Below are 24,314 nucleotides of genomic sequence, written 5' to 3'. Positions count from 1 at the left end.
GCAAAGGGCATCAATGCTTTCCCCGGTAAGGATATATGGTATTCTGGTGTTCCAACTTAGCCAGGGACTCGATAGCGTCGCGGACCATCTTCTCAGCGCGCCGCTTGCTGTCCTCGGCCAGCTTTTCAGACTGAAAAGCCTTTTCGGTCACGGTCTTAACCATTTCATTGGTCACCGGGGTGGCAATATATCCGATAACAGTTTCCTGAAAAATCTGCTGAGCCGTTTCGATATCCCGGGCGTTACCCACCAGTGCGATAGGCACAATCTTGGTCCTGGTATCTTCCTTAAGGCTATCATAAACCGTTTCGCTCTGTTTCTTACCCAATATCTCAACACTGAACACAACCTGGTTGGCTATCTTGCTGTTAATGATAATCAGGTCCTTGGACGGGAATCTCTTAGCGCTGGCCAGCCCGTCCTCGGCGTTAACCGTTTCCACCACATAGCAATTGAGCCGGGTGAGTTCCTTTTTAAGCATATTCCTGATTTCGCTGTCCGGTTCGATAACCAGGACAACACGCTCAACCATTTCAGCGATAGTTTCATTTATGGTGGGAATAACCTTTTCGGATTCGGCATAAGGCTTGCCGGGATTAATCACCAGCATCGCTTCGGCCACCGCGTATTTAACCCGCTTATCCGAGGACGACAGCGCCTCTATCAGCGGCACGCCCATTTTATTCTTGGCCTTTTCAGCGGAATCGGACTTGAGCGGCAGGTCATTGGGCTCGGCCAGCTGTTTCAGAAGTTCGATGCAGGACACAGACACTAACGCGCTGTTATCCTTAAGCGCCCGGCGAAGGGATTCGTAGACGTAAGGCTTGCTGATCAGCGAAGCCATAAATTCCCCCTGCTTAGAATCTATCAGGTCAGCCGAAAGTTTGTTAAAATTCTCTTCGGTCATCTCGCCGCTCTTGACTTTTTCCCGGGCCACTTCCAAAACCGAGTCGGCTTCGTTGAACCGGGCCAGATAAACGCAGACCAGCAACGGCCAAATCGGCTCATAATTCGGGTCCAGGGACAAAGCCGCATAGCAGGCGTTCTCAGCCAGCTCTTCATTAAAAATGAAGTCCGGTATCTCGCGCATGGTAACCTTATTGTTATCCCGGTCCCAACCCCAAACGAAATACTCGCCGTAAAAATTAACCATCACCGAAGGATGGGTGTAATAATACTTCTCGGCCAAGTCATAATAATACTCCTTGGCCGGTTTCATTCTCATTAGTTCCAAACCGGTAATCTTCTTGAGCGACTCAGCCACATAGGTTTTAACCTGCGGTATCTCCTTGGGATTCTCGAATACTTCCTTAAGCCCGGCCAAAGCCCGCTCATCCCTTAAAACGCCCAGAATAATAGCCGCATTCTGGCGAATCAGCGAAGAATCGCTTTTCAAAGCCTCTATCAACGGCAAAACCGCTTCCTTATTTATCTTTTCAAGCGCCTGTATCGCGTATGTCCGGACATTCTCATCCTGGTCAGCCAGCTTATCTACCAGATAAGGGCAGCTGCGCTGGCCGATGGTAGCCAGCATATTGACTGCCTCCCAGCGCTTGTCAAATCCGCCGGTAACCAGCTGTTCCACCCACCGGGAAATTTCCTCAGGGGTAGCCACCATCCGCTGGCGCGCGCCCTTAGCCAGGTCTATCAGCCGGATGGCCGTATCCTTCAATTCCGGCTTGGCCATCATCTCGGAAATCAAAAGGTCTCCGGTCTGGTTAAGCAGGAATCTGACCAGTTCCGAAGAAGGCGACTGCCTGAGCGCCTTTTCGAAATAAACATAGGCGTCAGTATAGCGCCCTTTTTTAACCAAATCGATGCCTTCGCCATAGAGCTTCTTAAACTCGGCGTCATCGGCCCGAGCCATCAGCGGAACCATAATCATCACAGACAATATCAGGAATGCGAAAATCTTCAGCGTGCGCTTCATAATTTATGCTCCTTTATATAAAAATTATTCTGTAAGTATTGCTTAAATACCCGTTATGTCAAGCAAAATTTATAGTATTTACCCTTTATTTGGGGCGGGTTCTGAGATATTCATCAAGCAGTTCTCTCCAGTCCTGCTCCTGTATCACCGGCTTGACATCGGTGGTTTCCATGGCCAGGAATACCGCGTGTGAGAGTTCGGAGAAAACCGGCCTCAGCCGGGCCGGCAACGCCTCGTAGCTGACCGCGTGCGCCACGCCGTTGAACTCGATGATTATTATCTTATCCCTGAAATCAACCCGTTTGAAGTCTTCAAGGTTAATCTGTTCCGGCCGGATTCCCGGCAGTCCGAAGAAATCATCCTGATGTATCAGCTGGGCCATGCCGTCGGCAGTCTCGTCGTCCATAACGCTGACCGAGGGCTGTGATATCTGCTCAAAAACCTCGTCCAGCTTGATACCGCACCGCTTGTAACGGCCGTTTGATATCAGCGCCACGTAACTACCGACAACCTCTTTGGCCATCTTGCCTTCGACCAACTGGAAAAGAGAAACTTTTAATTCGCCTACGTCGGGAATTTCCTTGGGGCCGGAAGCGCACCCGGCAGTAATGATGATTAAACAGGCGGTGACAATGAGAATGCCGGATACCGGGAATGACTTATATTTCATTATACTAATTTGCCAATCTCCGCAGCCGCCTGCTCGAAAGGAACAGCCTTTTTGACGTTGTCTTTGCGGAGTTTAATATCAACGGTGTTATCCTTGACCGTAGACTTGCCGATGGTAACGATAACCGGAATGCCCAGCAGGTCGGCGTCCTTGAACTTGATGCCCGGCGAGATATCCCGGTCGTCCCAGAGCACCTCATCGCCCATGGTGGACGACAGCTCTTTGTATAATTGCTCGGACTTGGCGCGTATGACCGGGTCGTCCAGTTTGATGGAAATAATCAGCACCCGGTAAGGCGCCAGTTCCTTGGACCAGATGATGCCGTTGGCGTCGGACGAACCCTCAATCAGCGCGGCAACGATACGGTTAATGCCGATGCCGTAACAACCCATTATCATCGGCTGGCGAACGCCCTTCTCGTCCAGATACATCGCGCCCAATATATTGGAATACTTGGTTCCCAGCTTGAAGATATGGCCGATTTCCAATCCGTTTTTAATCTGGATACCGCCCCGGCATTTGGGGCAGAAATCTTTATCCGTAACCAGGCGGACATCGGCAACCTTATCCGGCTTAAAATCACGGTCTATATTAGTATTAACCAGGTGCATATCCTTCTTATTGGCGCCAGTGACGAAGTTGGACATCTCCATCACCGCGTAATCGGCGATGATGTCAATACTCTTGAGCCCGACCGGCCCGGAGAATCCTATCGGCCCGCCGGTGACCTTTTCTATGGTCTTTTCATCAGCCAGGTTCGTGTTCGGCTCTTTTAACAGCCGTGATAATTTGGACAGGTTCAGCTCGTGGTCGCCCCTTAACAAAACGGCGATTGTCTTGTCGCCGGCCGTGCATATCATCGTCTTGACCATCTGGTCCGGGCCGACCTTGAGCAGTTGGCCGACGGCTTCAATGGTGGTAGTGCCGGGAGTAACCACCTCTTTGATTTCATTTGCCACAGAGCCCCTGAGAGCACAGAGCCCGCCTAAATCTGATTTCTCTGTGACCTCTGCGCCTCTGTGGCTAACGCCGCATGGCACCAACGTCAGGGTCGCGGCATAACCGCATTTGGCGCATTGGACAAAGATATCCTCGCCCACCGGCGAAGGCGTCATAAACTCCTGAGAGAAATTACCGCCCATAGCACCGCTGTCGCCTTCGATACAGACATAGTTAAGCCCGGCCCGGTCGAATATCCGACGGTATGCCTGATACATCGCCTGGTAATTCTTGTCCAACCCCTGCTCGTCAGCATCAAAGCTGTAGGCGTCCTTCATCAGGAATTCCTTGCTCCGAATGACGCCGGAACGGGGCCGGAGTTCGTCGCGAAACTTGGTCTGTATCTGGTATAGGTTTATGGGCAGTTGCCGGTAAGAATTAATCTCGTTGGCCGCCAGAAAGGTAACGATTTCCTCGTGAGTCGGCCCGAGCATGCAAGGCTTGCCGCTCTTATCATTGAATTGGAATATGATATCGGCCATAGTCTTAAGCCGGCCGGTCCGCTCCCATAGCTCCGGCGGCTGTAAAGCAGGCATCAGGATTTCCACCGCCCCGGCCCTGTTCATCTCCTCGCGAACGATGTTAGCCGCCTTATTGAGCGCCTTGATGCCCAGCGGCAGGTAGATATAAGTTCCGGCTGAAAGCTTGCGGATAAGCCCGGCCCGCACCATCAGCTTGTGGCTGACGGCTTCGGCATCGGCTGGGTCCTCCTTGAGAGTCGGTATTAAAGTTTGTGTCCAACGCATAGGCTGTAGTATTTATCATTTCCCTTGACCCTGACAAGAAAAAGGTTATTTTTACGTAAGCAGATTGAGCTGATATAGCGGATAATGGATATTGATTTATTAAATCAGTTAAATCTGTTCAATCCGCTTACCCAAGAAAGGTACTAATATGGAATGTTCAAACTACAAAGCCAACCTATCGAAATGCAACTGTTCCTATCCGGGCTGTGACCGAAAGGGACATTGCTGCGAGTGCCTGGCGTATCACCGAGCCAATGATGAGCTGCCGGCCTGCTTTTTCCCCAACAGCGTCGAAAAAACTTATGACCGCTCGGCCCGCAAATTCGCGGAGATTACCAGGAAATAACCACTAAGCACCGGATTAAGTGCATTATTCATTAAAATACATCTAGACTTATTCTCACTTCCAAAAAGCATTTTTGCCTTCTGATAAAGGGTGTTTAGTCCAATGTATTAGACTTTTGGAAAATGTAATTTTTGATATAACCACAAATATTATAATGGTTTAGGTAAAATTTACTAGATGGCCAAAATTGCGGTTATTAGACTCTAATATGGGGGTAGGGGTAGAGTATGCCAGGGAGGAGGGGTATGGAATAAAGGGATGGGAATATCCTACCACAGGAATGGGAGTAATCCGGGCCAGGGATATAGCCTGGCAATCACGGAGAAGGGGATAGCCTGCCTCACTTATGGGGGGTATCCAACCACAAGGATGGAGGTAGTCCAGGCTAAGGATGGGAAGTATCAGGCAAAGGAATAGGGGCTATCAGCCACAGAGATAGGGGTTCCCAAATATAGGGATGTGGGCTGGCAGGTAAAGGGATAGGCGCATTCCGGCACACTCATAGGAACGGTCGGAACGAAGGATGGGGGGGGTACCCTACCCCTCCATACCTAGGGGGTATAGGTACCCTACCCCTACCCCCGGGGTAGGGTAGGTAGGGGGTACTCCTGTACTAGTTAGGGGTACAGGGTAGCTGTGCTGGGGGTACCGGGTAGTATAGCTGGATATACTAGGTGGTACAGCTCGGGATACCTACTAACGGCGCTGGGGGTACTACCTACCGTTACTAGGTACCATAGGTAGCACAGTTAGATATACTACCTGGGTATGCTGGATACCCTGGGTGGTATAGCTGGGATACCTGGTACGTATAGCTGAGCCCCCTACCCAGTACAGCTGGATACCCCAGCCGCCCTAGGGCAATGTCAGGCAAGAAATAAATGAATTGCGGAATTAAGGAAAAAAGAGGTCTATTTTTAGAAAATGATGCCTTGGAATAGGCCTGATTAGCTCATTCTAGCCCAATGGTGTGTGTCACCGGATGAGTCACCGGATGTCAATGCCGTTCACGACATCTGACTATTTTTTCTTAGAAACTTGAACGGTTGGTTGTCTTATCTCGTAAAATTCAACTCCCGGTATAACATTTGTAGCCACTTTCCCAGTTTTAACTGCTGGCGTAAATATATATTTTAGTGCTTGTTTTAACCAGTTTAGATATATATCATTGCCTTTATTTTTAGTTTTTTTGATAATATCGGTAACAAACCTATGAAATCTGTTAGCGGTTTTGATTGCCCGTAAAACATCTTCTTGTTTTATTGCACTTGGAGTGGAAACAACTTCTCCATGCTTGCCGATTTTAACATATAGAGCATCTTGTTTCCTTTTATCCCACTTGCCGTTAACTATTTGCTTAACATTTTCATTGTAAGGTGACTCATCCCAATCGCAGTGCCCCTGCTCCCATGTATTGATTTTGGCGTATCGATACCAGTTTAGCATGTCACCTACTTTAGCTATAAAAGCGTCTATACCAAAAGAATCTGACTCTTTCAGTTTTGCCAAAAACTCATCAATGTCGGGATCTAGCGCATCTAATACAATAAACCATAACTGTTTACATGTATGGTCTTTTAATGACCTTCGAATATATTGATTCCATGGTAATGCGTCAGAGTAAATCAAGTAAAGTAAAAAAGCTTTTGCAGTTTCTTCTTGTGCCAAAAAGACCAAAGCATAAGAAGTTGGGAAGGTATCAATATCATGCTTAAGTAATTCAGCATTCAATATCAACCTATTTGCATTTGAAAGGCATATGACAGAACTTTTATAAAAGTTGTCATTTTTTATTTTTATGCTTTTTGATTGTTTGCAATTAGTTTTATTTGTTTTGCTTAGCATAGATTTATTTTAGTCCCCGCTCACGACTACTAAGTTCGGGGAACACCTTATTTGGTTTGTCCGGTAACACACACCATATTTTCTTTTTCTTTATTTATGCGACCTTCCGAGTGACGTTTTTGTCAAATAGACACTTGCCACAACTTCCCTTTCGCCTGGTTTATGCGCGCAGAATAGCACAGATTGAAAAGATGTCAATTATTTAGACCCACTAAAGCGAGGTGCTAACAACCAAATCATCAGATATCCAGCAACAGGTTGTTTTGCTCCTGTTTGCGTTTGAGGTCGGAATAGATGTATGTGCCGTCTTTCTTGGCCAGCGCCGCGGACAAGCATTCGGCCGAGGTGATGATAACCGTGCCGTCCATAGCGGACAGATACTTCATAGCCGCTTCTATCTTGGGCTTCATACTGCCCACCCCGAACTGGCCGTCTTTGAGGTAGCCTTTGAGCTGGGTGAGCGATACCTTATCCAGCGCCTGCTGGTCGGGCTTGCCGTAGTTTATATAGACCTTGGGCACGGTGGTCAGGATGATGAATAATGGGGCTTTGATTTCGCTGGCCAGCAGTGCCGAGGCCAGGTCTTTGTCTATGACCGATTCGATGCCTTCATAATCGTTGTCCTTGTTCTTCCAGATGGGTATGCCGCCGCCGCCTACGGCCACGACGATATGCCCTTCCTTGACCAGCTCTTTTATCATCTGTTGCTGGATTATCCGGGTGGGCTGGGGCGAAGGCACCATCCGGCGCCAACCCCGGCCGGAATCCTCAGACATGACCCATTTTTTGTCAGCCTTAAGCCGTTCGGCTTCTTCCTTTTTGTAGAACGGGCCAATGGGCTTGGTTGGGTTACTAAATGCCGGATCTTTGCTGTCCACCACCACCTGGGTTATCATAGTCACCACATAGCGCTTGATGTCGTGCTTGCGGAGCTGGTTTAGGAGCGCCTGCTGGAGGATATAGCCGATACTGCCTTCGGAATCGGCCACGCACACGTCCAGGGGCATCTGGGGCACCAGGTCCTTGGCGGTCTCGTTCTGGATAAGGATATTGCCGACCTGCGGGCCGTTGCCGTGGGTGATGACTATCTGGTAGTCACCCTTGAGAAGAGGCAGGAAGTGGGCGCAGGTCTCGGCCGCGTTGCGTTCGTGCTCCTGGATGGTGCCCTTTTCCTTGTCCTTAAGCAGGGCGTTGCCGCCTAAAGCAATGACTGTCAGCTTCTTCATAATACCTTTGCCACAGAGGCACAGAGTTCACAGAGAACCCTATTTATTAGTTACCGTATATACCTTATTCTGTAATAGGAAAAGAAAAGGTCTATCTATAGCACTTACCCGGAATCTAATCAAGATTATGTTGATTTCTACAGTATACCCATTAAAATGAAACTTTAGCCACTGAGACACTGAGTTCACAGAGAATTAAGAATTATTTATAACTAGCTCCGTGTCCTCTGTGCCTCTGTGGCAAAGTAATTTTATGAAAATTTTAGTCATCGGAGGCGGCGGGCGCGAACACGCGCTGGCCTGGAAAATAAGCCGGTCTAAGCTGGTTAAGAAGCTTTATGCCGCGCCGGGCAACGCCGGCATTGCCCAGATTGCCGAATGCGTCAATATCAAGGCGGACGACGTGGACAAGCTCTTTGATTTCGCCAAGAAAGAAAGTATCGACTTGACCGTGGTCGGACCGGAGGCGCCGCTGATGAACGGCATCGTGGACCGGTTCCAGGAGGCCGGCCTGAAGATATTCGGGCCTTCAAAACTAGCCGCGGAACTGGAAGGCAGTAAGGTGTTCTGCAAGCGCCTGCTCCGGAAACACGCCATCCCGTCCGCGGCATACAAGGTATTTGATAACCCCAAAGACGCCCGGGAATACATCGCCCAGGTAGGCATGCCGCTGGTCATCAAGGCGGACGGGCTGGCCGCCGGCAAGGGCGTGGTGGTCTGCCTGCATCCGGAGATAGCCGAAAAGACCATCCACAACATAATGGAGGAAAAGTCCTTCGGCCAGGCCGGCGACAGCGTCATCATCGAGGAATGCCTGACCGGGCGGGAGCTGTCGGTGCTGGCCGTCAGCGACGGCGAAACCATCGCCGTGCTGGAACCGGCCCAGGATTACAAGCGGGTGTTTGACGGCGATAAAGGACCGAACACCGGCGGGATGGGCGCGTATTCGCCGGTGCCATTCGTTACCGATAAAATAATGGATACAATCATAGCCGAGGTATTAGTGCCGACCATCCACGCTATGAGAAAAGAAGGCCGGACCTACCAGGGCGTGCTATATGCCGGACTGATGCTTACGCCCAAAGGCATCAAGGTGCTGGAATTCAACGTCCGGTTCGGCGACCCGGAAACCCAGCCGCTGATGATGCGCCTGAAGAGCGATATCGTCGAGCTGATGCTGACCGTGGCCGAAAAGCGGCTGGACAAGCTGGAGCCGCTGGAATGGCATAATGATACGGCGGCCTGCGTGATTATGGCCTCAAAAGGATACCCGGGCAGTTATGACACCGGACTGCCCATAACCGGGCTGGATAAGGTCAAAACAGACGATACGCTCCAAATATTCCACGCCGGAACAGCGCTCAAGGATAATCAGGTAATAACCGGCGGCGGACGGGTGCTGGCCGTAACAGCCCGTGGCAAGGACGCAACCGCGGCCCGGAAAAAGGCCTATGATAACATCGGCCTGATTAACTTTGACGGGGCATTCTACAGGAAAGACATCGCCATCCCCCATTAATAACGGCACTCCGGCGAGCTAAATTATTATATAAGAATCCCAAGCGACTATTGCGGTTCTTTGACGGCGTAGACATAACCGTCTTTTGAGCCCAGATAGATGATGTGCTTTTCCAAGTCGCCAATCCTGATGGGGAACAAGTCGAGAGAATATTTAAGCATGACTTCGCCTTTTTCGGCGCTGAGAGCATATAAGGTCCGGTCATCGTTGCCTATGACATAACAGTATTCATGCCCGCGGATAAGGAATTCTTTGCCCTGCGGGAATTTCCATTTAATCTTGTAGCTGGGAAGCATGATATCGTTGCCGTAGGAGTCTTTAGCCGGGACTTTAATCAACGATACGGCGTAGAGACCGTTGTTCTCGCTGCGGAAATACAGGGTTTGTTCGTTGTTTTCCTGCTTGTCGATAACCGGGCGTGATATAATCGGCGAACCGGTTTCTATTTTCCACTCGAGCGCGCCGGAATAGCGGTTTATGGCGTAGAGGGCGTAATCTGTGCTGCCCACGTAAATCGTGTCGGTATCCAAAAGCATTTCGGCCTTGATGCTTTTTTCAGTGCGATAAGACCAGCTCTGAACCTGGGATTCAACGTCATAGGCGTAGACAATACCGTCATCGGTAACAAAATAAAGCATCGGATGCATATAAGCAGGCCGGCCGGTGATGGCGGCCTTGGCCTTGAACCAGTTGCGTTCGTAGAAGTCGCCAGCATCAAGCTGATAGACCCAATGATGTTCCATAGCGCCCAGAAACACAAACGAGGTTGTAGCCGCCGGCGCGGTAGCCGGCACAAAACTGAGCGTTTTCTGCTTGAGCAGCTCGCCGTTGGAGCGGTTCAGGCAGTAAAGCGTACCGGCGCTGGTAAAATAGACCGTATCCTGGTCCTTAAGAACCTGATATGCGTCCTTAGCCGCGTCAAGACTCTTGCGAAGCGTCTGGACCTTGGTTTCATCGCGGTTCTTGTTCTTGATTTCCATATCCAGCTCGCCGGCAAGCCTGACAATATTATTGCGGATGGCGACTTCCTGTTCGGGCAGGTTCATAACCAGCCCAACCGCGAAATCAAGCGGGGATTTTAGCGGGAATTGCCATTGCCGAAGACCGGCATCGGCGCTCAGGGCGTAAAGACGTGGCCGGGTCGTTTCGATATAGAGCACCTGGCCGCGCATATGCATACCCTTTATCGGCTCGTCGATAACCGCATCCCAGAGAATGGATTTAAGAGGCAGCGTTTCCTGTATTTTACTCTTGTAGAAATCAAGCCTCCTGAGGTGCTCGATAGGAATCTCCACCAGGGCAGGGTTTTTGTATGATTGCGACTGCGCCGAACCGCAAGCCGGAGCCAGGAGAACTATTATCCCGGATATGACGATAAATAATACTTTACAATTAATCACGCGTTAGAGATAGTCAGCCAGATTTATATTGTTCTTCTTTTCGTATTCCTGGAGCTTTTCAATCCTTTTGATATCGCTTTTGATACGATTAATCAGTTTAAATATATAAGGGCGCCCTTTGAGCCGATCATTCAAGTCTTTAAGCATCCGTTCCCATTGCCCGCCGTAGAGTTCGTTTCTCAGGGTAATGAGCATCTTTTCCTCAGAAGCCAACCCCTCTACGTACTTCTGATGCTTATCATTCATAGATCGTTACCTTATAAAATAGGCATTATTATGTCAACTAAAATATTATTTCGTAATTTACGGTCAATGACTTGAATATATTGGCAAAAAAGGGCTGAGAATAAGCCCCGGACCGGGGATTTTAACCAATTTTGATGCATTAGGTCTGTCAAAAATGACCACGACTACTCCGCCGCTGATGCAAGAATAGGTCTATAAAAAAATAAGGGGCGTTACGGATTGAACCATAACGCCCCTTTTAGATGCATCAAGCTTACCTGGTTGCGCTAAAAGTCCTGAATCCACTGGGCACTCCGGTGGCCAGAGTGGTTGCAGTCCCGCCACCAATCGGTATTATCTTGAGCGTGCCTGTTTGTGCATTATTATCGTAATTATCCAGGAAAAGAACCCTGGTCGAATCTGGTGTAATTCCCCACGACATGGTTCCTATTCCGGCAATCAAGGTGGTTGAAGTTCCACCGCCAATCGGCACCACCTTAAGGTCAGCTAAGTTAGTAACGGTGCTAAAGTTATTCTGATAAACTACTTTACTGCCGTCCCGGGTAATCTTGGCTGAATGGAAAGGAATGCCGCTGGCCAGAGTTACCGTAATCGGTGTGGTGCCTAAAGATGCGCTGGTCAGCGTGCTGGTGTAACCGTTGAAATCGTGAGGATATATCGCCCGGCCGGAATCAGCCGAGACCTCGAAATACATCTGATCTATATTTGAATCTATGTAGGTAGCGGTGCCTCCGCCGATCGGTATAATTTTAAGGTCATAATTGGTATCTACAAAAATAACTTTAGCGGAATTCGGGGTAATATACGGCAGAATAGTTGTCGCACTCAGCGTTGTCGCACTACCACCGGCAATGGGGATAACTTTTACCGCGCCGGAGCTTTCCGAATAAAGAACTTTTGTCGAATCGGGCGTAACATCAAAAGAGCCATTGGTGTCATTGGATAATGTGGTGGGCGTTCCGCCGCCGACGGGTATGACCTGAAGTCGCCCTACGCCTGAAACATAGTTATCAACATAAACCACCTTCGTTGAATCCGAAGTTATTTCCCAGTCGTAATAAATATTAGACGCCAATAACGTCGCCGTGATTGCGCCGCTCACCGGCACCATATTAAGCGAAGAATCAGAGTTATAATAAATTAATTTGCTGGAATCATCCGTAATATCCCAACTATAGCCATAGCTTGACTCGACCGTTAAGGTTATGGGATTGGTACCGTCGATATTTACGGCGTTATATCCAGTCAAACCTGAACCCGCCGAATGTACGTAAACCACTTTATTGCCATCTTGTGTGATGCGCCACTCGCCGCAGAATATATTAGTAGCCAGGGTAGTCGGCGCGCTGCTGCCGTCTGCGGGCCGGGCGAAAAGAGAAGCTGTCATGGTGGAAGTAATATAGTCAGCTTCATAAAGTACTATACTGTTGACCGATGAACTAGTCACGCTACTGCCACTGTCATTACTAGAACTGGAATTACATAGTCCGCCATACCCCAAAGCCAGAACACCCATCAGCAAAACCATCAAACTCAGGGTTGCCATTATTCCTTTAACCATATAAATCCTCCTTTATTATTATATTGCTATATTAAATTAAACACGAGGGCCAGAAATGTCAATGTATAATCGTAAAATTCCGATTTCAGGGCGTAATGGTAGCACCAGCCTTTGTAAGGGAGTTTATCAGTTTGTCAAAACAAGCGGTATTTTACAGAATATCGCTAGCCTGAATGGTCTTCTTGCCGGCTTCCTTTGCCTTCAGGACGGCCGCTTTGGCTTTTTCTTCGACTATCTTGCTCAGGGCTTCGATGGCATCTGCGCCGGTGCGCATACCCTGTTCTTTTATCATTTTCTTAATCTTACTTGTCACCACGAATACCTCTGCCATATATGCTCCTTTCGTTTATAAAATTATCTACTCCCTATAATTACATATTTCTCCGGTTCCAGTCAAGAAAATCACTTAAACACACCGGAGATGGCTGAGTCAACCATATAAACCAGGGCCAGAATAACCACCACGCCACCCGCCCCTATAAAAAACATCAATCCGATATCGGGCCGGACATCCACAAAATTAAACACGAAACTAATGCTTTTCGCCTGGATTTTCTGCCACAGGTAAATACCGGCCAGTATCGTCCAAGAACCAACCATCAGGCAAAGAACTCCAAAAATGAACTTTTTCCGGGACAATAATATCAGGGTGATAAAAACCAGCAACGCCGAAGCAACATAAGCCCCAAGCAGGACTTTTTCCTGGGAAGCGTAAACAGTCTGCCCGATAATAATGGCCTTGCCTTTTGCCCATGGCGTCAAAAATGAGAAGGTAAACAGCGCAATAATAATTAATATCAACGCCGTATAAATAATAAAACGCATAATAAATTAGAGATACTGCATCTGGTAAAGTTTGTAATAAATTCCTTTTTGGGCAATAAGCTCCTGGTGATTACCAATCTCCCTGATTTCACCTTTGTGCATAACTAAAATCCGGTTCACATTCTGAATGGTGGAGAGCCGGTGCGCAATGATAATAGAGGTCATGCTCTTAATGAGTTTACTGGTTGCTTCCTGGATATAATACTCCGTCTCTACATCCACAGCCGAAGTGGCTTCATCCAATATAAGTATCTTCGGATCAAATACCATGGCCCGGGCAAAAGAGAGAAGCTGCCGCTGCCCGGACGAGAGCGTTGTTCCTCTTTCCTCCACCTTAGTTAAATAGTCATCCGGCAACTTCTCTATAAACTTATCCGCATTAACATACTGCGCAATATCTTTTACCCGATCTAAGCTGATGGATTGCTCGTTCAAACGGATATTTTCCAGTATGTTTCCGGAAAATAAGAACACATCCTGCAAAACAACGCCAAGTTGACGTCGAAGCTCCGATTGAGGTATATCCCTGATATCAACACCATCAATTAGAATACGACCTTTTTTAACGTCGTAAAACCGGCTTAGCAGGCTGATGATAGTAGTCTTGCCACCCCCAGACATTCCGACCAACGCCACGCTTTCGCCTGGTTTAATGGTAAACGATATACCCTTAAGGACATCCACCTCGTTGTTATAAGAAAACCAGACATTATCAAAGGTAATCTCCCCTTTACATATCGTCAGATGTTTGGGCGCGACCGAGTCTTTAATTTCCTCCTCGGTATCAAGTATTCGGAATATCCGTTCAGCCGATGCCATCGCACCCTGAAAAATGCTGTATTTATCCGTCAGGTCCTGGATCGGGCTGAAGAAATGCCTGGCGTAATCAAGGAAAGCAATCAAGATTCCAAGCTTAATAACCCCTCGTATTACTTCTCCGACTCCGTAATAAAAAAGGAAACCAATGGATATTCCGCTAAGCGCGGCTATTAAAGGCATAAAGACTGAAAAATAGATTATCGCCTTATAATTAGCATCATAGTGCTCCTGGTTAAAGGCCTTGAATTTATTCATCATCCGCTCTTCCTGGTTGAATACCTGGGTAACCCTGATACCGGCAACACTTTCCTGGATACAGGCATTAAGACGAGCCAACCGCTGGCGTATCAAACGATAGCTATTTCTCAGCCGCGGCTTGAATATAAACAAGACTATAAGGGCTAAAGGAATACTTGATATCGGGATCAATGCCAGACGTGGATTAATCCATAACATAGCTATCGTCAATCCGCAGATAAGAAAAATATCATTGATAACCGCTACAATAACCATTGAGAGCAGATCGCTCAAGGCCACGATATCGCTGGTCACCCTGGTCACCAGCCGCCCCACCGGATTATGGTCAAAGAAATTAAGCGACATCTTCTGAAGATGGGTAAACACTTCCATTCGCAGATCCAACATTATCCTCTGTCCAAGAGAAATGAGCAAATAGCTGTTTATATAGTTAATGGCCATCTGAAGTATCAGGCTGTCCAGATACATCAGCATTACCATTATCACAAACAACGTATCGGAACGGCTGATTCCCCTATCAATAGCAGTGGCAATCAACAAAGGTCCGGCAATAAAAATGCCGGTCAAAATCAGGGAAAGGAATATACCCATCATCAATCGCCATTTATACGGAAAGGCATAACGTAAAAGACGTTTCATCAGCCGCCCATCATAGGCCTTACCCAGTATTTCATCTTCGTGCTGATAATCTACCACGTTACTCCCCCTCTAATGATTCTTTCAGTTTCTGATACTCATAGAACCGGGCATAATGACCTTTCTTGGTCATAAGTTCCTGGTGCGTACCCTTTTCCACAACCCGGCCATCTTCCATAAAAACAATAAATTGCGCCAATTTTACAGCCGCCAAGCGATGAGAAATAATCAATGTGGTCCGGTTCTTCAAAACAGCTTTCAAACTGTTCAATATCGCCTGCTCGGTCTCAAAATCTACGCTGGAAAAACAGTCATCAAGAATAAGTATGCTGGGTTTTTTGGCAATCGCCCGGGACAGAGTCAGGCGCTGTTTTTGACCTCCTGACAAGTTCACGCCCCGCTCACCTAAAAGCGAATTATATTTCTCAGGCAGTTTCTCTATAACCTCGTTCATTTGAACCAAACCGGTATAAACCTGAACATCCGATGATTGTTCATTAGCCGCTCCAATATTAACCCCGAAAAGAACATTTTCCTTTATCGTATCCGCAAACAAGAAAATATCCTGCGGCACAAAACCGATGGAGCCGCGAAGCCGACCCAGGGAATAATTCCTGATATTAACACCGTCAATAAATATATCACCACCGGACGGGTCAAAGAACCTGACCAGTAGATTTGCCAGGGTGGATTTGCCCGAACCAATCGGACCCATCACCAAGACGGTTGAACCGGCCGGTATCTTAAGATTAATATCTGTTAAGGCCGGCGTTCGAGTCCGGGCCGATTCCTTTCCGGAATACCTGTCCAGGGAATGCGGGTAAGAAAACTGGATGTTCTTGAACTCTATCTCGCCACGTTCTATAAAAGCGGTTACCGGCTGGGCCGCTTCCACTATTTCCGGCTTGGTCTGGAATATTTCCTGAAGCCGGTCCATCGAGGCGGTCGCCCGCTGGAAATTGGACATAACCATACCCATACCCATCATCGGCCAGGCAATCTGGCGCAAATACATATAAAATGCCACCAGAGTACCTGTTTTAATATCTCCGCTGATGACCAGCAACCCGCCGAATAATATGACCACAAAAACATCTACCCCAACCGAGAACCCCAAGAAAGGCCCAAAAAAAGAATCGAGCTTAGCCAACCACAGGTTTTTATTATAAGACTTGACATTAACGTTGCGAAATCCGCTTATCTCATTTTCTTCCTGAGTAAATGATTTAACCACCCTGATACCAGAGAAATTCTCGCTGGCCTTGGCCGATATCTCGGAAAGCACCTCTTGGATATCCTTGAATCTCCTATGTATCAAGTTACCCATCCGGTTAGCAAAGAATGGCAGGTACAAAAGTGGCAAAACCGCATATAAAGTCAAGCGCGGGGAAAGGTAAAGCAATATAATCGGCACATAAGTAAAATAAAGAATATTATCAATGAGAATAAAAATCCCATGCTGAAAAAATCCTCGGACAGCTTCAATATCATTAGTGGCCCGGGACATAATATCCCCGGTCTTAGTGGTATTGAAAAAGCTGACTGACAGTTTCTGGATGTGTGCAAACAACTTGTTCCGAAGGTCAAGCCCGACCAAAAGCGACATTCCGTAAAAGCCTATCCGCATCCAATAGCGAAAAAACGCCTGGATCAGTACCACCAGGATATACGCCGCCACCGCATATAACAGCTTCTTATCCCTGTCATTATCGCCCAGATGATCAATGCCATATTTAATAATTAAAGGCGGAGTGACATCCAACAAGTCAACTATAAATAAGGCAATAGTCCCTATCCAGAACTGCTTCCTGTATTTCCGGAGGTACTCTATAAATATCTTAAGATTGCGAAACATAAACCGGTTAATTTAGTATTTATTAATCCCTTTGTCAACTTAGTGATAAATTATTAGCTGATACTATTAGCGTAGGCTAGGCCGTATTGAAAAGCATCCTTCTTCTAATAAGTCATCCGAAGTGTACCAACCACAGAACTGATTGATTTGATATTCTGATTTTTCAGAATTACAGGCAGGTCGTCAATAATGCCAAACACATCCGTCGGGGTCACCAGATTAAGAGTTCCCACCTGAACTGCCGAGGCGCCGGTTACCAAGAATTCCATAACATCATCAGCGGTCATAATCCCGCCTATACCGATAACCGGAATTCGAACCGCCCGGCTAACATCCCAAACCATTTTCAAAGCTATAGGCTTTATGGCCGGACCGGAAAGACCTCCCGTTCCATTGCCCAACTCGGGACAGCGTTTTTTCCAGTTTACCACCATAGCCGTCACGGTATTAATCAAAGACAGAATATCAGCTCCGCCGTCCCGGGCAGCCAGGGCTATGTCAGTAATACTGGTAACATTGGGGCTGAGCTTGACAATAACCGGATAACGGCTGTTTTGCTTGATAACTCGGGTTATTTTTCGGGTAATTTCCGGGTCCTGGGCAATGCATCGCCCGCCTTTTTTAACGTTCGGGCAGGAAATATTCACCTCCAGAGCATCAATTCCCTTCTGGCGATTCAACGATTTTATAATTTGTGTAAATTCGTATTCATCGGTTCCGCCGATACTTACTATTTTAATGGTTTTAATAGACCTGATTTTAGGAAAATAATTACGGCAAAAAGTCTCTAACCCGGGATTTTCCAGCCCAATAGAATTAACTATCCCTCCGGTCACTTCGGCTATACGGGGCGGGGGGTTACCCAATCTGGGATTAAGAGTAATGGTTTTGGTAATGAAAGCGCCGAGTTTATTAATCGGCATTTTCCTTAGAATTTTTTCACCGCCGTAACCGAAAGTACCGGCCGCAACCATTACGGGGTTCTTAAGAACAAGAGGTCCAAGCTTTGTTTTCGTATCAGGCATTGTTGTCTTGTTTGCAACAATCACAAGCGGATTCCGGGCATTTTGGCTTATTCTTCTGCTCCGATTCCGATTGCGACCGTTTAAACATAAGTATAATAATCAATATGGCGCCGGCTGTAATATAAATATCGGCAATATTGAATATGGGCCATTTTATCAGGTAAAAATCAATGAAGTCGCGGACCGCCCGGAGCATCACTCGGTCATAAAGATTGCCGATTGCGCCGCTCAGTATCAATCCAAAAGCTACAGCCATCAGCCAACTTTTACCCAGCCACGGCTTATCTTCCTGGCGACCAATTTCACGAAAAAGCAGCAGAATCAAAGGAATAGTCAGAAATGTCAATACCAGGAAAATAGTATTTTCGCCCGAAAACAAACCCCAAATAATCCCGGAATTCAGGGTTTTGGTCAACCCCAATGCGCCCGGAATAATATCAACGGTTTTATTACTCAGGCATCTAAATATCAGATATTTAGAAAAAAGATCTGCGGCGGTTCCGAGAACGGCAACTAATAAAACAACAATCCAGTAAGATTTCCTACCCGACACCTCATCGGCGATTTTCATTTTTACTCTGACACTTTATGCAAAATTTGGCAAATGGCACGACCCTCAATCTGGCTTCGGGCACAGGCTTGTTGCAGCTTTCGCACATACCATATGTCTTTTCTTCAATCCGGTTTAGGGCTTCTTCTATCTGCTTAATTTCTTCGCCTTCATTTTCCATAAGCCCAATGGTAAAATCTTGCTCAAAAGTATCGGTGCCCTGGTCAGCCGCATGAAGAGGAAGATTGGAAAGATCTCCCGATGCGTCAATTCGTGATTTACCCAGAGTTTCCTTACCCATTTGTCCCAAATCGCCTTCAATTATCGCCTTACGGGCCAGTAATATATTCTTCAACTGCTTCAATAACGAAGCCGACAGGTTAGTTTTAACCAGTTTAGGTTCATTTTCTTTTTTTACGGGCAATGCTGGTTTCTTTGGGGAGATCTTTTTGGACTTAACTGAGGCTGATTTTTTACTTTTTCCCATCAGTTTTCTCCTGAACATTCTTCTCCGCAGTTTTCTTTTCGTTTATAATAGTTTTAAGCTGGGCTATATTACGCCGTATCTTTCTGAATATCGATGAGTTCTCGACGTCATCGGTTACTTTCCTGAATCTCAACCGCATCATTTCATCATGCAGGTTTTTGATTTCATTGTTCAACTCAACGGTTGTTTTTACCCGGATTTCTTTTAAGGTCAGCATATCTTACACCCTCTTAACCATTTTGGTTGTAACCGGCATCTTGTGAGCTATCTTGTTAAATATCTGGCGAGCTATATTCTCGCTAATCCCGCCCAACTCAAACAGTATCGTCCCTGGTCTGATAACGGCGGCATAAAATTCGGGTTCGCCTTTTCCACCGCCCATTCTAACTTCGGCCGGCTTGGAAGTTATCGGTTTGTGCGGAAATACTCTTATCCAGAAGCGACCTTCCGTACCCACGGCATGAGTAGCAGCAACGCGGCCGGCCTCTATTTGCTGTGCTGAAAGCCAGCAGTCCTGGAGCGCCATCAGCCCGTAATCGCCGAATGCGACATAGTTACCGCGCGTAGCGTTCCCGTTACGCTTGCCCCGGTGCCACTTGCGGTACTTTATCCGTTTGGGCATTAACAACATTGGTTATATCCTTCTTTGCTTTCGCTCTTATTATTTCACCTTTATAAATCCAAACTTTTATGCCTATGGTACCTTTAGTTATAATTGCGGTAGCCCGCCCGAAATCAATATCAGCGCGAAGCGTATGAAGCGGCACCTTGCCGATATTAATCTTTTCCGCCCGGGCAATTTCCACGCCGCCGATACGTCCGGATAATCTTATTTTAACCCCCAGCGCTCCGGCAGCCATTACGGTTTCAGCCGACTTCCTGACCACCCTTCTGTAAGCAGCCCTTTTTTCCAGTTGTTGCCCTATTGATTCGGACACTATCTGGGCGCTCAGTTCGGGTTTGGCTATTTCAACAACTTTAAGATCAATCGGGCTTTTAGCTAAACCCATAAGCTCTTTACCAAGCTCATCTACTCTTGATCCGCGACGGCCGATAATCAGTCCCGGCTTGGCCGAATAAATCGTAACGATAACTTTTTCCTTGGTTCGGTCTATTTCCACTTTATCGATGCCGGAAAATCCGTACTGTTTCTTGACGAATTTTCTAATTCTCGCGTCTTCGATAATCAGATTCCCGTAATCCTTTTTAGTAGCGTACCAGCGTGAAACCCAGTCCTTGGTAATACCTATTCTAAATCCAACGGGTGATACTTTTTGTCCCATAATTTACTTCTTCTCTTGTTTTTCCGGTTTCGGTTTTACCGCAACCTTTTTTGCACCTAACACTAAAGTAGTATGGCTGGTTCTTTTCTTAATCTGAACGCTCCGGCCCTGGGGCGCGGCCCTGAACCTTTTCATGATTACGCCGTCACAAACCATAATGCTTTTAACATAAAGACTATCCGCATTTGTTTCCGGATTCTGCGTAGCGTTGGCCACCGCCGAATTAAGCAGCTTCATCAGTATCGAAGCTCCACGCTTGGCCGAGAATTTCAGAACTTTCCTGGCCTCGGAAACGGGCTTACTCCTTATCAGGTCAGCCACCAGCCTGAGCTTGCGCGGCGTGATTCTGACATATCTAATTGTTGCCTGATACATATATTACGTCTTCTCTGCTGCGACGGCCGCCTTAGATTTAACACCCGGATGCCCGCGGAAAAACCGGGTCGGCGCAAATTCGCCGAGCTTATGGCCGACCATATCTTCGGTCACGAATACTTTTATGAATTTATTTCCGTTATGAACCATAAAAGTGTGGGTAACGAATTCCGGGATAACCGTGCACACCCTGGCCCATGTCTTTATAGGTTCATGGCCTTTGTTTTCTTTCTGCTTGTGCACTTTCTCAAGCAGTTTTTGATCTATGTAAGGACCTTTTTTAAGTGAACGGCTCATATTATATTTTTATTTTCTCCTTCGGATGATAAATACATTTGTCGGATTACGGCGCCGACGGGTTTTCCCGCCTTTGGCCAGCAGTCCGGTTGGAGAACACGGATGACGTCCACCGCCGGATCGACCTTCGCCGCCGCCCATCGGATGGGAAACAGGGTTCTGGGCCGTACCGCGCACAGTGGGTTTTATACCGCGGTAGCGATTGCGTGAAGCCTTACCCAGCCACACGTTACCCCAGTTAATATTGCTCATCCGTCCGATAGTAGCCCGGCATTCTCCGCTTATCCTACGCGTCTCGCCGCTGGGCATCAGAACATGGGCGTCATCGCCTTCCACAGCCAGCAACTGGCCGAAACTACCGGCGCTTCTTATCATTTGACCGCCCCGTCCGCGCTGGAGCTCAACATTATGTATCAAAAGCCCCAGCGGTATATTCTTAAGCGGCATACAGTTGCCCGCCTTGGGTTCAACCTTTTCGCCGGACATTAATATCTCCCCGGCCTTGACACCTTCCGGAGCTATAATATAGCGGCGTTCGCCGTCTGTGTAGCACAACAACGCTATAAACGCCGAGCGGTTAGGATCGTATTCTATTGATTCAACCCTGGCCGGGATATTATCCTTATTACGCTTGAAATCTATCAAGCGGTACATATGCTTATTGCCGCCGCCGATATGCCGGCAGGTTATCTCGCCCTGATTATTACGGCCGCCAGTCTTCTTGATGGGCTCCATCAGGCTCTTTTCCGGGAGCTTCTTGGTCAGCACGGAATAATCTATTACCGTGGCGTTTCTACGTCCGGCGCTGGTTGGTTTATATTCTTTTATCGCCATAATCTTATCCTTATATAATATCTAGGCGCTGGCCTTCTTTTAAGACCACTAACGCTTTTTTCCAATCGCTCCGCTGTCCCCTGTTACGCTGGGTCGTCTTGGGCTTGCCCTTAACGCGGACAGTCCTGACGGAATCAACCTTGACTTTAAATATCTCTTCGACCGCCGCCTTTATTGCGTACTTGTTAGCTTCGCGGTCGACTTTAAACGTATAAATCAATGCTTTATTGGAACCGGCCTTTTCGGGCATGGCCATAGCCATACTCTTTTCGGTCTGGATCGGTTTTATGATAATATTATAAGCCGTTTTCATATCTATTTAACCTTGGCTTTTTCAATCAGGCCTGACAGACTTTCCCTGGTCAGAACCAGCCGCTGGTGCTTTATCACCTCATAGGCGTTAAAATCCTTTATCGGCATCATGGTGACCTTGTCGATATTGCGCGTCGAAAGATGCAGATTCTTATTGATATCTTTTATGCCTATCAAACAACTCTTGCTCACACCCATGTTTTTCAACATTAAGGCCATAGGCTTGGTCTTGGGATTTTCGGCCTGGAGTTTGTCTATAACCAGAGTTTCGTTATCTTTAAGCTTTGAAAGTATCGCATGGTTAAGGGCTATCTGGCGCATTTTCTGGGGCACCGGAAAAGAATAATTGCGCGGTTTCGGGCCAAAGGTAATACCGCCATGCCGCCAAATCGGAGAACGGGCTGTTCCGGAGCGCGCCCGGCCCGTATGCTTCTGCTTCCATGGTTTACGGGTGCTGCCTTCAACCTCACCCCGCGTCTTGGTGCTGGCCGTGCCGCGGCGCATAGTAACTTCATACATCCGGACTACCTGGTTGAGCAACGGACGGTTAATACGCTCACCGAACACCGTTTCGTCTATCTTCAGGCGCTCGATTTCTTTGCCTTCTTGATTATAAAGAGGAACTTCTATCATAAAAGATTTTTATCTTTTCTTTCTCTGTTCGGCTGCCTTCTTGGACTTGGTTACGACCGGCACCTTCTTGATAATATCGGTCTTATAAACCTCGATTAAGCCGTTATTGGCCCCGGGCACCGCGCCCCTGACGTACATCAGGTTGCGATCCTTGTCTATCTTGACTACTTCCAGATTCTCCACTGTTATCGTATCCACTCCATAATGACCCGGCATATGCTTGCCCGGGCGGATGTGGGTCAAACGCGTATCGGAACCGATCGAGCCGGGCGCCCGCATCTGCATCGAACCGTGCGATTCCGGACCGCGGTGCTTGTTCCATTTAACAATCATACCCATAAAACCGCGGCCTTTGCTTATCCCGGTTACAGTAACTTTATAAGCCCCTTCAAAAATATCGACTTTGACCTGGTCGCCTATCTTATATGCTTCAACTTCCTTCTGGCCGACCTGGCCGTTCGGGAACCTGAATTCACGGATATATCTGGACGGGTCAGCCAACCCGGCTTTCTTGAAATGGCCCATCAAAGCCTTGTTGGAATTCTTCTTGCGCTTGGCATCAAATCCGATTTGCAAGGCATTATAACCGTCATTCTTGGCGGTCTTGACCTGCAGAATCGGACAGGGACCGGCTTCCAGCACGGTTACCGGCACGATGTTACCGTCTTCCCTGAACACCTGGGTCATTCCGATTTTCTTGGCAAGAATTCCGTTTATCATGATTTATAACTTGATCCTTATTTCCACGCCGGCCGGCAGATTAAGATTCCTCAATGCATCTATCGTCTTGGGCGACGGCTCGATAATATCAATCAGGCGCTTATGCGTCCGGATTTCAAACTGCTCGCGCGATTTCTTATCAACGTGGGGCGACCTTAATACGGTATAACGTTCTATCTTGGTCGGCAGCGGAATCGGACCTTTGAGCTTGGCCCCGGACCGCTTGGCCGTATCCACGATATTAACCACGGCCTGGTCCACCGTCCGGTGGTCGTAGCCCTCTATTTTAACCCTCATCTTCAATTTCAATGATGTCATATAACTCACTTCTGTAAGATACAGAGAACGACTCATTAAACTAATAAAGAAAAGTTTGTCAAATAAATCATACTAAATTCTATCGCGAATTATTTACCCTAATTTCTTCATAGGCAACTAATGTCCGTTAGCATCGCACATTTCGTTCGCTAATCAACGTCCCATCGGAATAAGCAGGAGTGCGTAGCCTCCAGCCTTGGGCGGGACTCGAAGTGTCCTAACCCTAAGTATCGCCCTTGGCGATACCAGGATAAAAGCCAGTCCCTAAAGGGAGGCGGGAGCTCTACGTCATGGAATTCCTACTGGCTCCTAACCCCGATATCGCTTACACTCATCGGGATAAGGGACACTAACTCGCTTGGCTCGAAGTGTCCTAACCCTAAGTATCGCCTTCGGCGATACCAGAATAAGTGCCAGTACGTCATTGCATTCCTACTGGCTCCCTACCCCGATATCGCTTACGCTCATCGGGATAAGGGACACTAACTCGCTTTTCTCGAAGTGTCTAATCCTAAGTATCGCCTTTGGCGATACCAGAATAAGGGACACTAACTCGCTTTTCTCGAAGTGTCTAATCCTAAGTATCGCCTTTGGCGATA

27 protein-coding genes are annotated in these 24,314 nt (G+C 47.5%); 2 read left to right on the top strand and 25 right to left on the bottom strand.

Annotated elements, in window-relative coordinates:
* Window positions 1–10 precede the first annotated feature (10 nt).
* The 3 genes from WC980_09800 to WC980_09790 form a co-directional block, all read right to left on the bottom strand.
* Window positions 11–1,930, bottom strand: coding sequence for a HEAT repeat domain-containing protein (locus WC980_09800; protein ID MFA5795339.1), 1,920 nt, complete (start codon window positions 1,928–1,930; stop codon window positions 11–13).
* 85 nt (window positions 1,931–2,015) lie between these two features.
* Entirely contained in the window at window positions 2,016–2,600 is a 585-nt protein-coding gene (locus tag WC980_09795; GenBank protein MFA5795338.1) for a hypothetical protein, read from the bottom strand.
* Window positions 2,600–4,345 carry a proline--tRNA ligase gene (locus tag WC980_09790; GenBank protein ID MFA5795337.1) on the bottom strand — a complete coding sequence of 582 codons (1,746 nt, stop codon included), beginning with the start codon at window positions 4,343–4,345 and terminating at the stop codon, window positions 2,600–2,602. The genes WC980_09795 and WC980_09790 overlap by 1 nt, the downstream gene beginning before the upstream one ends.
* Window positions 4,346–4,493: 148 nt before the next feature.
* Here WC980_09790 and WC980_09785 point away from each other — a divergent pair, with 148 nt between their 5' ends.
* On the top strand, window positions 4,494–4,691 hold the full coding sequence (locus WC980_09785) for a DUF6485 family protein (protein ID MFA5795336.1): 198 nt from the start codon (window positions 4,494–4,496) through the stop codon (window positions 4,689–4,691).
* 1,020 nt (window positions 4,692–5,711) lie between these two features.
* Here WC980_09785 and WC980_09780 read toward each other — a convergent pair.
* The gene (locus WC980_09780) at window positions 5,712–6,536 is read right to left on the bottom strand and encodes an AbiV family abortive infection protein (GenBank protein ID MFA5795335.1); all 825 of its coding nucleotides are present in this window, start codon (window positions 6,534–6,536) and stop codon (window positions 5,712–5,714) included.
* 239 nt (window positions 6,537–6,775) lie between these two features.
* A complete protein-coding gene (gene arcC / locus WC980_09775) occupies window positions 6,776–7,762 on the bottom strand; it encodes a carbamate kinase (protein MFA5795334.1) in 987 nt (328 codons plus the stop codon).
* 253 nt (window positions 7,763–8,015) lie between these two features.
* Here arcC and purD point away from each other — a divergent pair, with 253 nt between their 5' ends.
* Window positions 8,016–9,281 carry a phosphoribosylamine--glycine ligase gene (gene purD, locus WC980_09770; protein MFA5795333.1) on the top strand — a complete coding sequence of 422 codons (1,266 nt, stop codon included), beginning with the start codon at window positions 8,016–8,018 and terminating at the stop codon, window positions 9,279–9,281.
* A 47-nt stretch (window positions 9,282–9,328) separates the two neighbouring features.
* Here the strand turns inward: purD and WC980_09765 are convergent, their stop codons facing one another.
* From WC980_09765 to rpsJ, 20 genes are all read right to left on the bottom strand, one after another.
* Entirely contained in the window at window positions 9,329–10,681 is a 1,353-nt protein-coding gene (locus tag WC980_09765) for a PQQ-binding-like beta-propeller repeat protein (protein ID MFA5795332.1), read from the bottom strand.
* 3 nt (window positions 10,682–10,684) lie between these two features.
* Entirely contained in the window at window positions 10,685–10,927 is a 243-nt protein-coding gene (locus WC980_09760; protein ID MFA5795331.1) for a hypothetical protein, read from the bottom strand.
* A gap of 253 nt (window positions 10,928–11,180) precedes the next feature.
* Window positions 11,181–12,488 carry a hypothetical protein gene (locus WC980_09755; GenBank protein MFA5795330.1) on the bottom strand — a complete coding sequence of 436 codons (1,308 nt, stop codon included), beginning with the start codon at window positions 12,486–12,488 and terminating at the stop codon, window positions 11,181–11,183.
* A gap of 151 nt (window positions 12,489–12,639) precedes the next feature.
* Entirely contained in the window at window positions 12,640–12,819 is a 180-nt protein-coding gene (locus tag WC980_09750) for a hypothetical protein (GenBank protein MFA5795329.1), read from the bottom strand.
* Window positions 12,820–12,890: 71 nt separating this feature from the next.
* Complete coding sequence (locus WC980_09745; GenBank protein ID MFA5795328.1) at window positions 12,891–13,313, bottom strand: hypothetical protein; 423 nt, start codon at window positions 13,311–13,313, stop codon at window positions 12,891–12,893.
* A gap of 6 nt (window positions 13,314–13,319) precedes the next feature.
* Window positions 13,320–15,086 carry an ABC transporter ATP-binding protein gene (locus WC980_09740; protein ID MFA5795327.1) on the bottom strand — a complete coding sequence of 589 codons (1,767 nt, stop codon included), beginning with the start codon at window positions 15,084–15,086 and terminating at the stop codon, window positions 13,320–13,322.
* Between the two features lies 1 nt (window position 15,087).
* Entirely contained in the window at window positions 15,088–16,881 is a 1,794-nt protein-coding gene (locus WC980_09735; GenBank protein ID MFA5795326.1) for an ABC transporter ATP-binding protein, read from the bottom strand.
* 104 nt (window positions 16,882–16,985) lie between these two features.
* A complete protein-coding gene (locus WC980_09730) occupies window positions 16,986–17,906 on the bottom strand; it encodes a dihydroorotate dehydrogenase (protein ID MFA5795325.1) in 921 nt (306 codons plus the stop codon).
* Window positions 17,899–18,477, bottom strand: a complete 579-nt coding sequence (gene lspA, locus WC980_09725) for a signal peptidase II (protein MFA5795324.1) — start codon at window positions 18,475–18,477, stop codon at window positions 17,899–17,901. The genes WC980_09730 and lspA overlap by 8 nt, the downstream gene beginning before the upstream one ends.
* Complete coding sequence (locus WC980_09720; GenBank protein MFA5795323.1) at window positions 18,461–18,943, bottom strand: TraR/DksA family transcriptional regulator; 483 nt, start codon at window positions 18,941–18,943, stop codon at window positions 18,461–18,463. Before WC980_09720 ends, lspA begins: the two co-directional genes overlap by 17 nt.
* Window positions 18,930–19,160: a 50S ribosomal protein L29 gene (gene rpmC / locus WC980_09715; GenBank protein MFA5795322.1), complete on the bottom strand. Its 231-nt coding sequence runs from the start codon at window positions 19,158–19,160 to the stop codon at window positions 18,930–18,932. Before rpmC ends, WC980_09720 begins: the two co-directional genes overlap by 14 nt.
* 3 nt (window positions 19,161–19,163) lie before the next feature.
* The gene (gene rplP, locus WC980_09710) at window positions 19,164–19,571 is read right to left on the bottom strand and encodes a 50S ribosomal protein L16 (protein ID MFA5795321.1); all 408 of its coding nucleotides are present in this window, start codon (window positions 19,569–19,571) and stop codon (window positions 19,164–19,166) included.
* A complete protein-coding gene (rpsC, locus tag WC980_09705; GenBank protein MFA5795320.1) occupies window positions 19,519–20,226 on the bottom strand; it encodes a 30S ribosomal protein S3 in 708 nt (235 codons plus the stop codon). The genes rplP and rpsC overlap by 53 nt, the downstream gene beginning before the upstream one ends.
* Before the next feature lie 3 nt (window positions 20,227–20,229).
* On the bottom strand, window positions 20,230–20,601 hold the full coding sequence (gene rplV, locus WC980_09700; protein ID MFA5795319.1) for a 50S ribosomal protein L22: 372 nt from the start codon (window positions 20,599–20,601) through the stop codon (window positions 20,230–20,232).
* A 3-nt stretch (window positions 20,602–20,604) separates the two neighbouring features.
* The gene (gene rpsS, locus WC980_09695; protein ID MFA5795318.1) at window positions 20,605–20,898 is read right to left on the bottom strand and encodes a 30S ribosomal protein S19; all 294 of its coding nucleotides are present in this window, start codon (window positions 20,896–20,898) and stop codon (window positions 20,605–20,607) included.
* Between the two features lie 9 nt (window positions 20,899–20,907).
* A complete protein-coding gene (rplB, locus tag WC980_09690; GenBank protein MFA5795317.1) occupies window positions 20,908–21,732 on the bottom strand; it encodes a 50S ribosomal protein L2 in 825 nt (274 codons plus the stop codon).
* A gap of 10 nt (window positions 21,733–21,742) precedes the next feature.
* Window positions 21,743–22,045 (bottom strand): 50S ribosomal protein L23, encoded by a 303-nt coding sequence (gene rplW / locus WC980_09685; protein ID MFA5795316.1) that lies wholly within the window; start codon window positions 22,043–22,045, stop codon window positions 21,743–21,745.
* 2 nt (window positions 22,046–22,047) lie between these two features.
* Window positions 22,048–22,677, bottom strand: a complete 630-nt coding sequence (gene rplD / locus WC980_09680) for a 50S ribosomal protein L4 (protein ID MFA5795315.1) — start codon at window positions 22,675–22,677, stop codon at window positions 22,048–22,050.
* 9 nt (window positions 22,678–22,686) lie between these two features.
* On the bottom strand, window positions 22,687–23,394 hold the full coding sequence (rplC, locus tag WC980_09675) for a 50S ribosomal protein L3 (protein ID MFA5795314.1): 708 nt from the start codon (window positions 23,392–23,394) through the stop codon (window positions 22,687–22,689).
* A 6-nt stretch (window positions 23,395–23,400) separates the two neighbouring features.
* Window positions 23,401–23,715 (bottom strand): 30S ribosomal protein S10, encoded by a 315-nt coding sequence (gene rpsJ, locus WC980_09670; protein ID MFA5795313.1) that lies wholly within the window; start codon window positions 23,713–23,715, stop codon window positions 23,401–23,403.
* Window positions 23,716–24,314: the final 599 nt, after the last annotated feature.

It is taken from the genome of Candidatus Brocadiia bacterium (assembly GCA_041658285.1).
Classification (GTDB): domain Bacteria; phylum Planctomycetota; class MHYJ01; order JACQXL01; family JACQXL01; genus JBBAAP01.
This window is presented reverse-complemented; position numbering and strand designations above follow the sequence as displayed.

What these genes read in the sequence shown, in the direction of transcription:
- WC980_09800 (MFA5795339.1), bottom strand. Translation starts at nt 1,930, where the DNA reads ATGAAGCGCACGCTGAAGATTTTCGCATTCCTGATATTGTCTGTGATG.
- WC980_09795 (MFA5795338.1), bottom strand. Translation starts at nt 2,600, where the DNA reads ATGAAATATAAGTCATTCCCGGTATCCGGCATTCTCATTGTCACCGCC.
- WC980_09790 (MFA5795337.1), bottom strand. Translation starts at nt 4,345, where the DNA reads ATGCGTTGGACACAAACTTTAATACCGACTCTCAAGGAGGACCCAGCC.
- WC980_09785 (MFA5795336.1), top strand. Translation starts at nt 4,494, where the DNA reads ATGGAATGTTCAAACTACAAAGCCAACCTATCGAAATGCAACTGTTCC.
- WC980_09780 (MFA5795335.1), bottom strand. Translation starts at nt 6,536, where the DNA reads ATGCTAAGCAAAACAAATAAAACTAATTGCAAACAATCAAAAAGCATA.
- arcC (MFA5795334.1), bottom strand. Translation starts at nt 7,762, where the DNA reads ATGAAGAAGCTGACAGTCATTGCTTTAGGCGGCAACGCCCTGCTTAAG.
- purD (MFA5795333.1), top strand. Translation starts at nt 8,016, where the DNA reads ATGAAAATTTTAGTCATCGGAGGCGGCGGGCGCGAACACGCGCTGGCC.
- WC980_09760 (MFA5795331.1), bottom strand. Translation starts at nt 10,927, where the DNA reads ATGAATGATAAGCATCAGAAGTACGTAGAGGGGTTGGCTTCTGAGGAA.
- WC980_09755 (MFA5795330.1), bottom strand. Translation starts at nt 12,488, where the DNA reads ATGGTTAAAGGAATAATGGCAACCCTGAGTTTGATGGTTTTGCTGATG.
- WC980_09750 (MFA5795329.1), bottom strand. Translation starts at nt 12,819, where the DNA reads ATGGCAGAGGTATTCGTGGTGACAAGTAAGATTAAGAAAATGATAAAA.
- WC980_09745 (MFA5795328.1), bottom strand. Translation starts at nt 13,313, where the DNA reads ATGCGTTTTATTATTTATACGGCGTTGATATTAATTATTATTGCGCTG.
- WC980_09735 (MFA5795326.1), bottom strand. Translation starts at nt 16,881, where the DNA reads ATGTTTCGCAATCTTAAGATATTTATAGAGTACCTCCGGAAATACAGG.
- WC980_09730 (MFA5795325.1), bottom strand. Translation starts at nt 17,906, where the DNA reads ATGCCTGATACGAAAACAAAGCTTGGACCTCTTGTTCTTAAGAACCCC.
- lspA (MFA5795324.1), bottom strand. Translation starts at nt 18,477, where the DNA reads ATGAAAATCGCCGATGAGGTGTCGGGTAGGAAATCTTACTGGATTGTT.
- WC980_09720 (MFA5795323.1), bottom strand. Translation starts at nt 18,943, where the DNA reads ATGGGAAAAAGTAAAAAATCAGCCTCAGTTAAGTCCAAAAAGATCTCC.
- rpmC (MFA5795322.1), bottom strand. Translation starts at nt 19,160, where the DNA reads ATGCTGACCTTAAAAGAAATCCGGGTAAAAACAACCGTTGAGTTGAAC.
- rpsC (MFA5795320.1), bottom strand. Translation starts at nt 20,226, where the DNA reads ATGGGACAAAAAGTATCACCCGTTGGATTTAGAATAGGTATTACCAAG.
- rplV (MFA5795319.1), bottom strand. Translation starts at nt 20,601, where the DNA reads ATGTATCAGGCAACAATTAGATATGTCAGAATCACGCCGCGCAAGCTC.
- rpsS (MFA5795318.1), bottom strand. Translation starts at nt 20,898, where the DNA reads ATGAGCCGTTCACTTAAAAAAGGTCCTTACATAGATCAAAAACTGCTT.
- rplB (MFA5795317.1), bottom strand. Translation starts at nt 21,732, where the DNA reads ATGGCGATAAAAGAATATAAACCAACCAGCGCCGGACGTAGAAACGCC.
- rplW (MFA5795316.1), bottom strand. Translation starts at nt 22,045, where the DNA reads ATGAAAACGGCTTATAATATTATCATAAAACCGATCCAGACCGAAAAG.
- rplD (MFA5795315.1), bottom strand. Translation starts at nt 22,677, where the DNA reads ATGATAGAAGTTCCTCTTTATAATCAAGAAGGCAAAGAAATCGAGCGC.
- rpsJ (MFA5795313.1), bottom strand. Translation starts at nt 23,715, where the DNA reads ATGACATCATTGAAATTGAAGATGAGGGTTAAAATAGAGGGCTACGAC.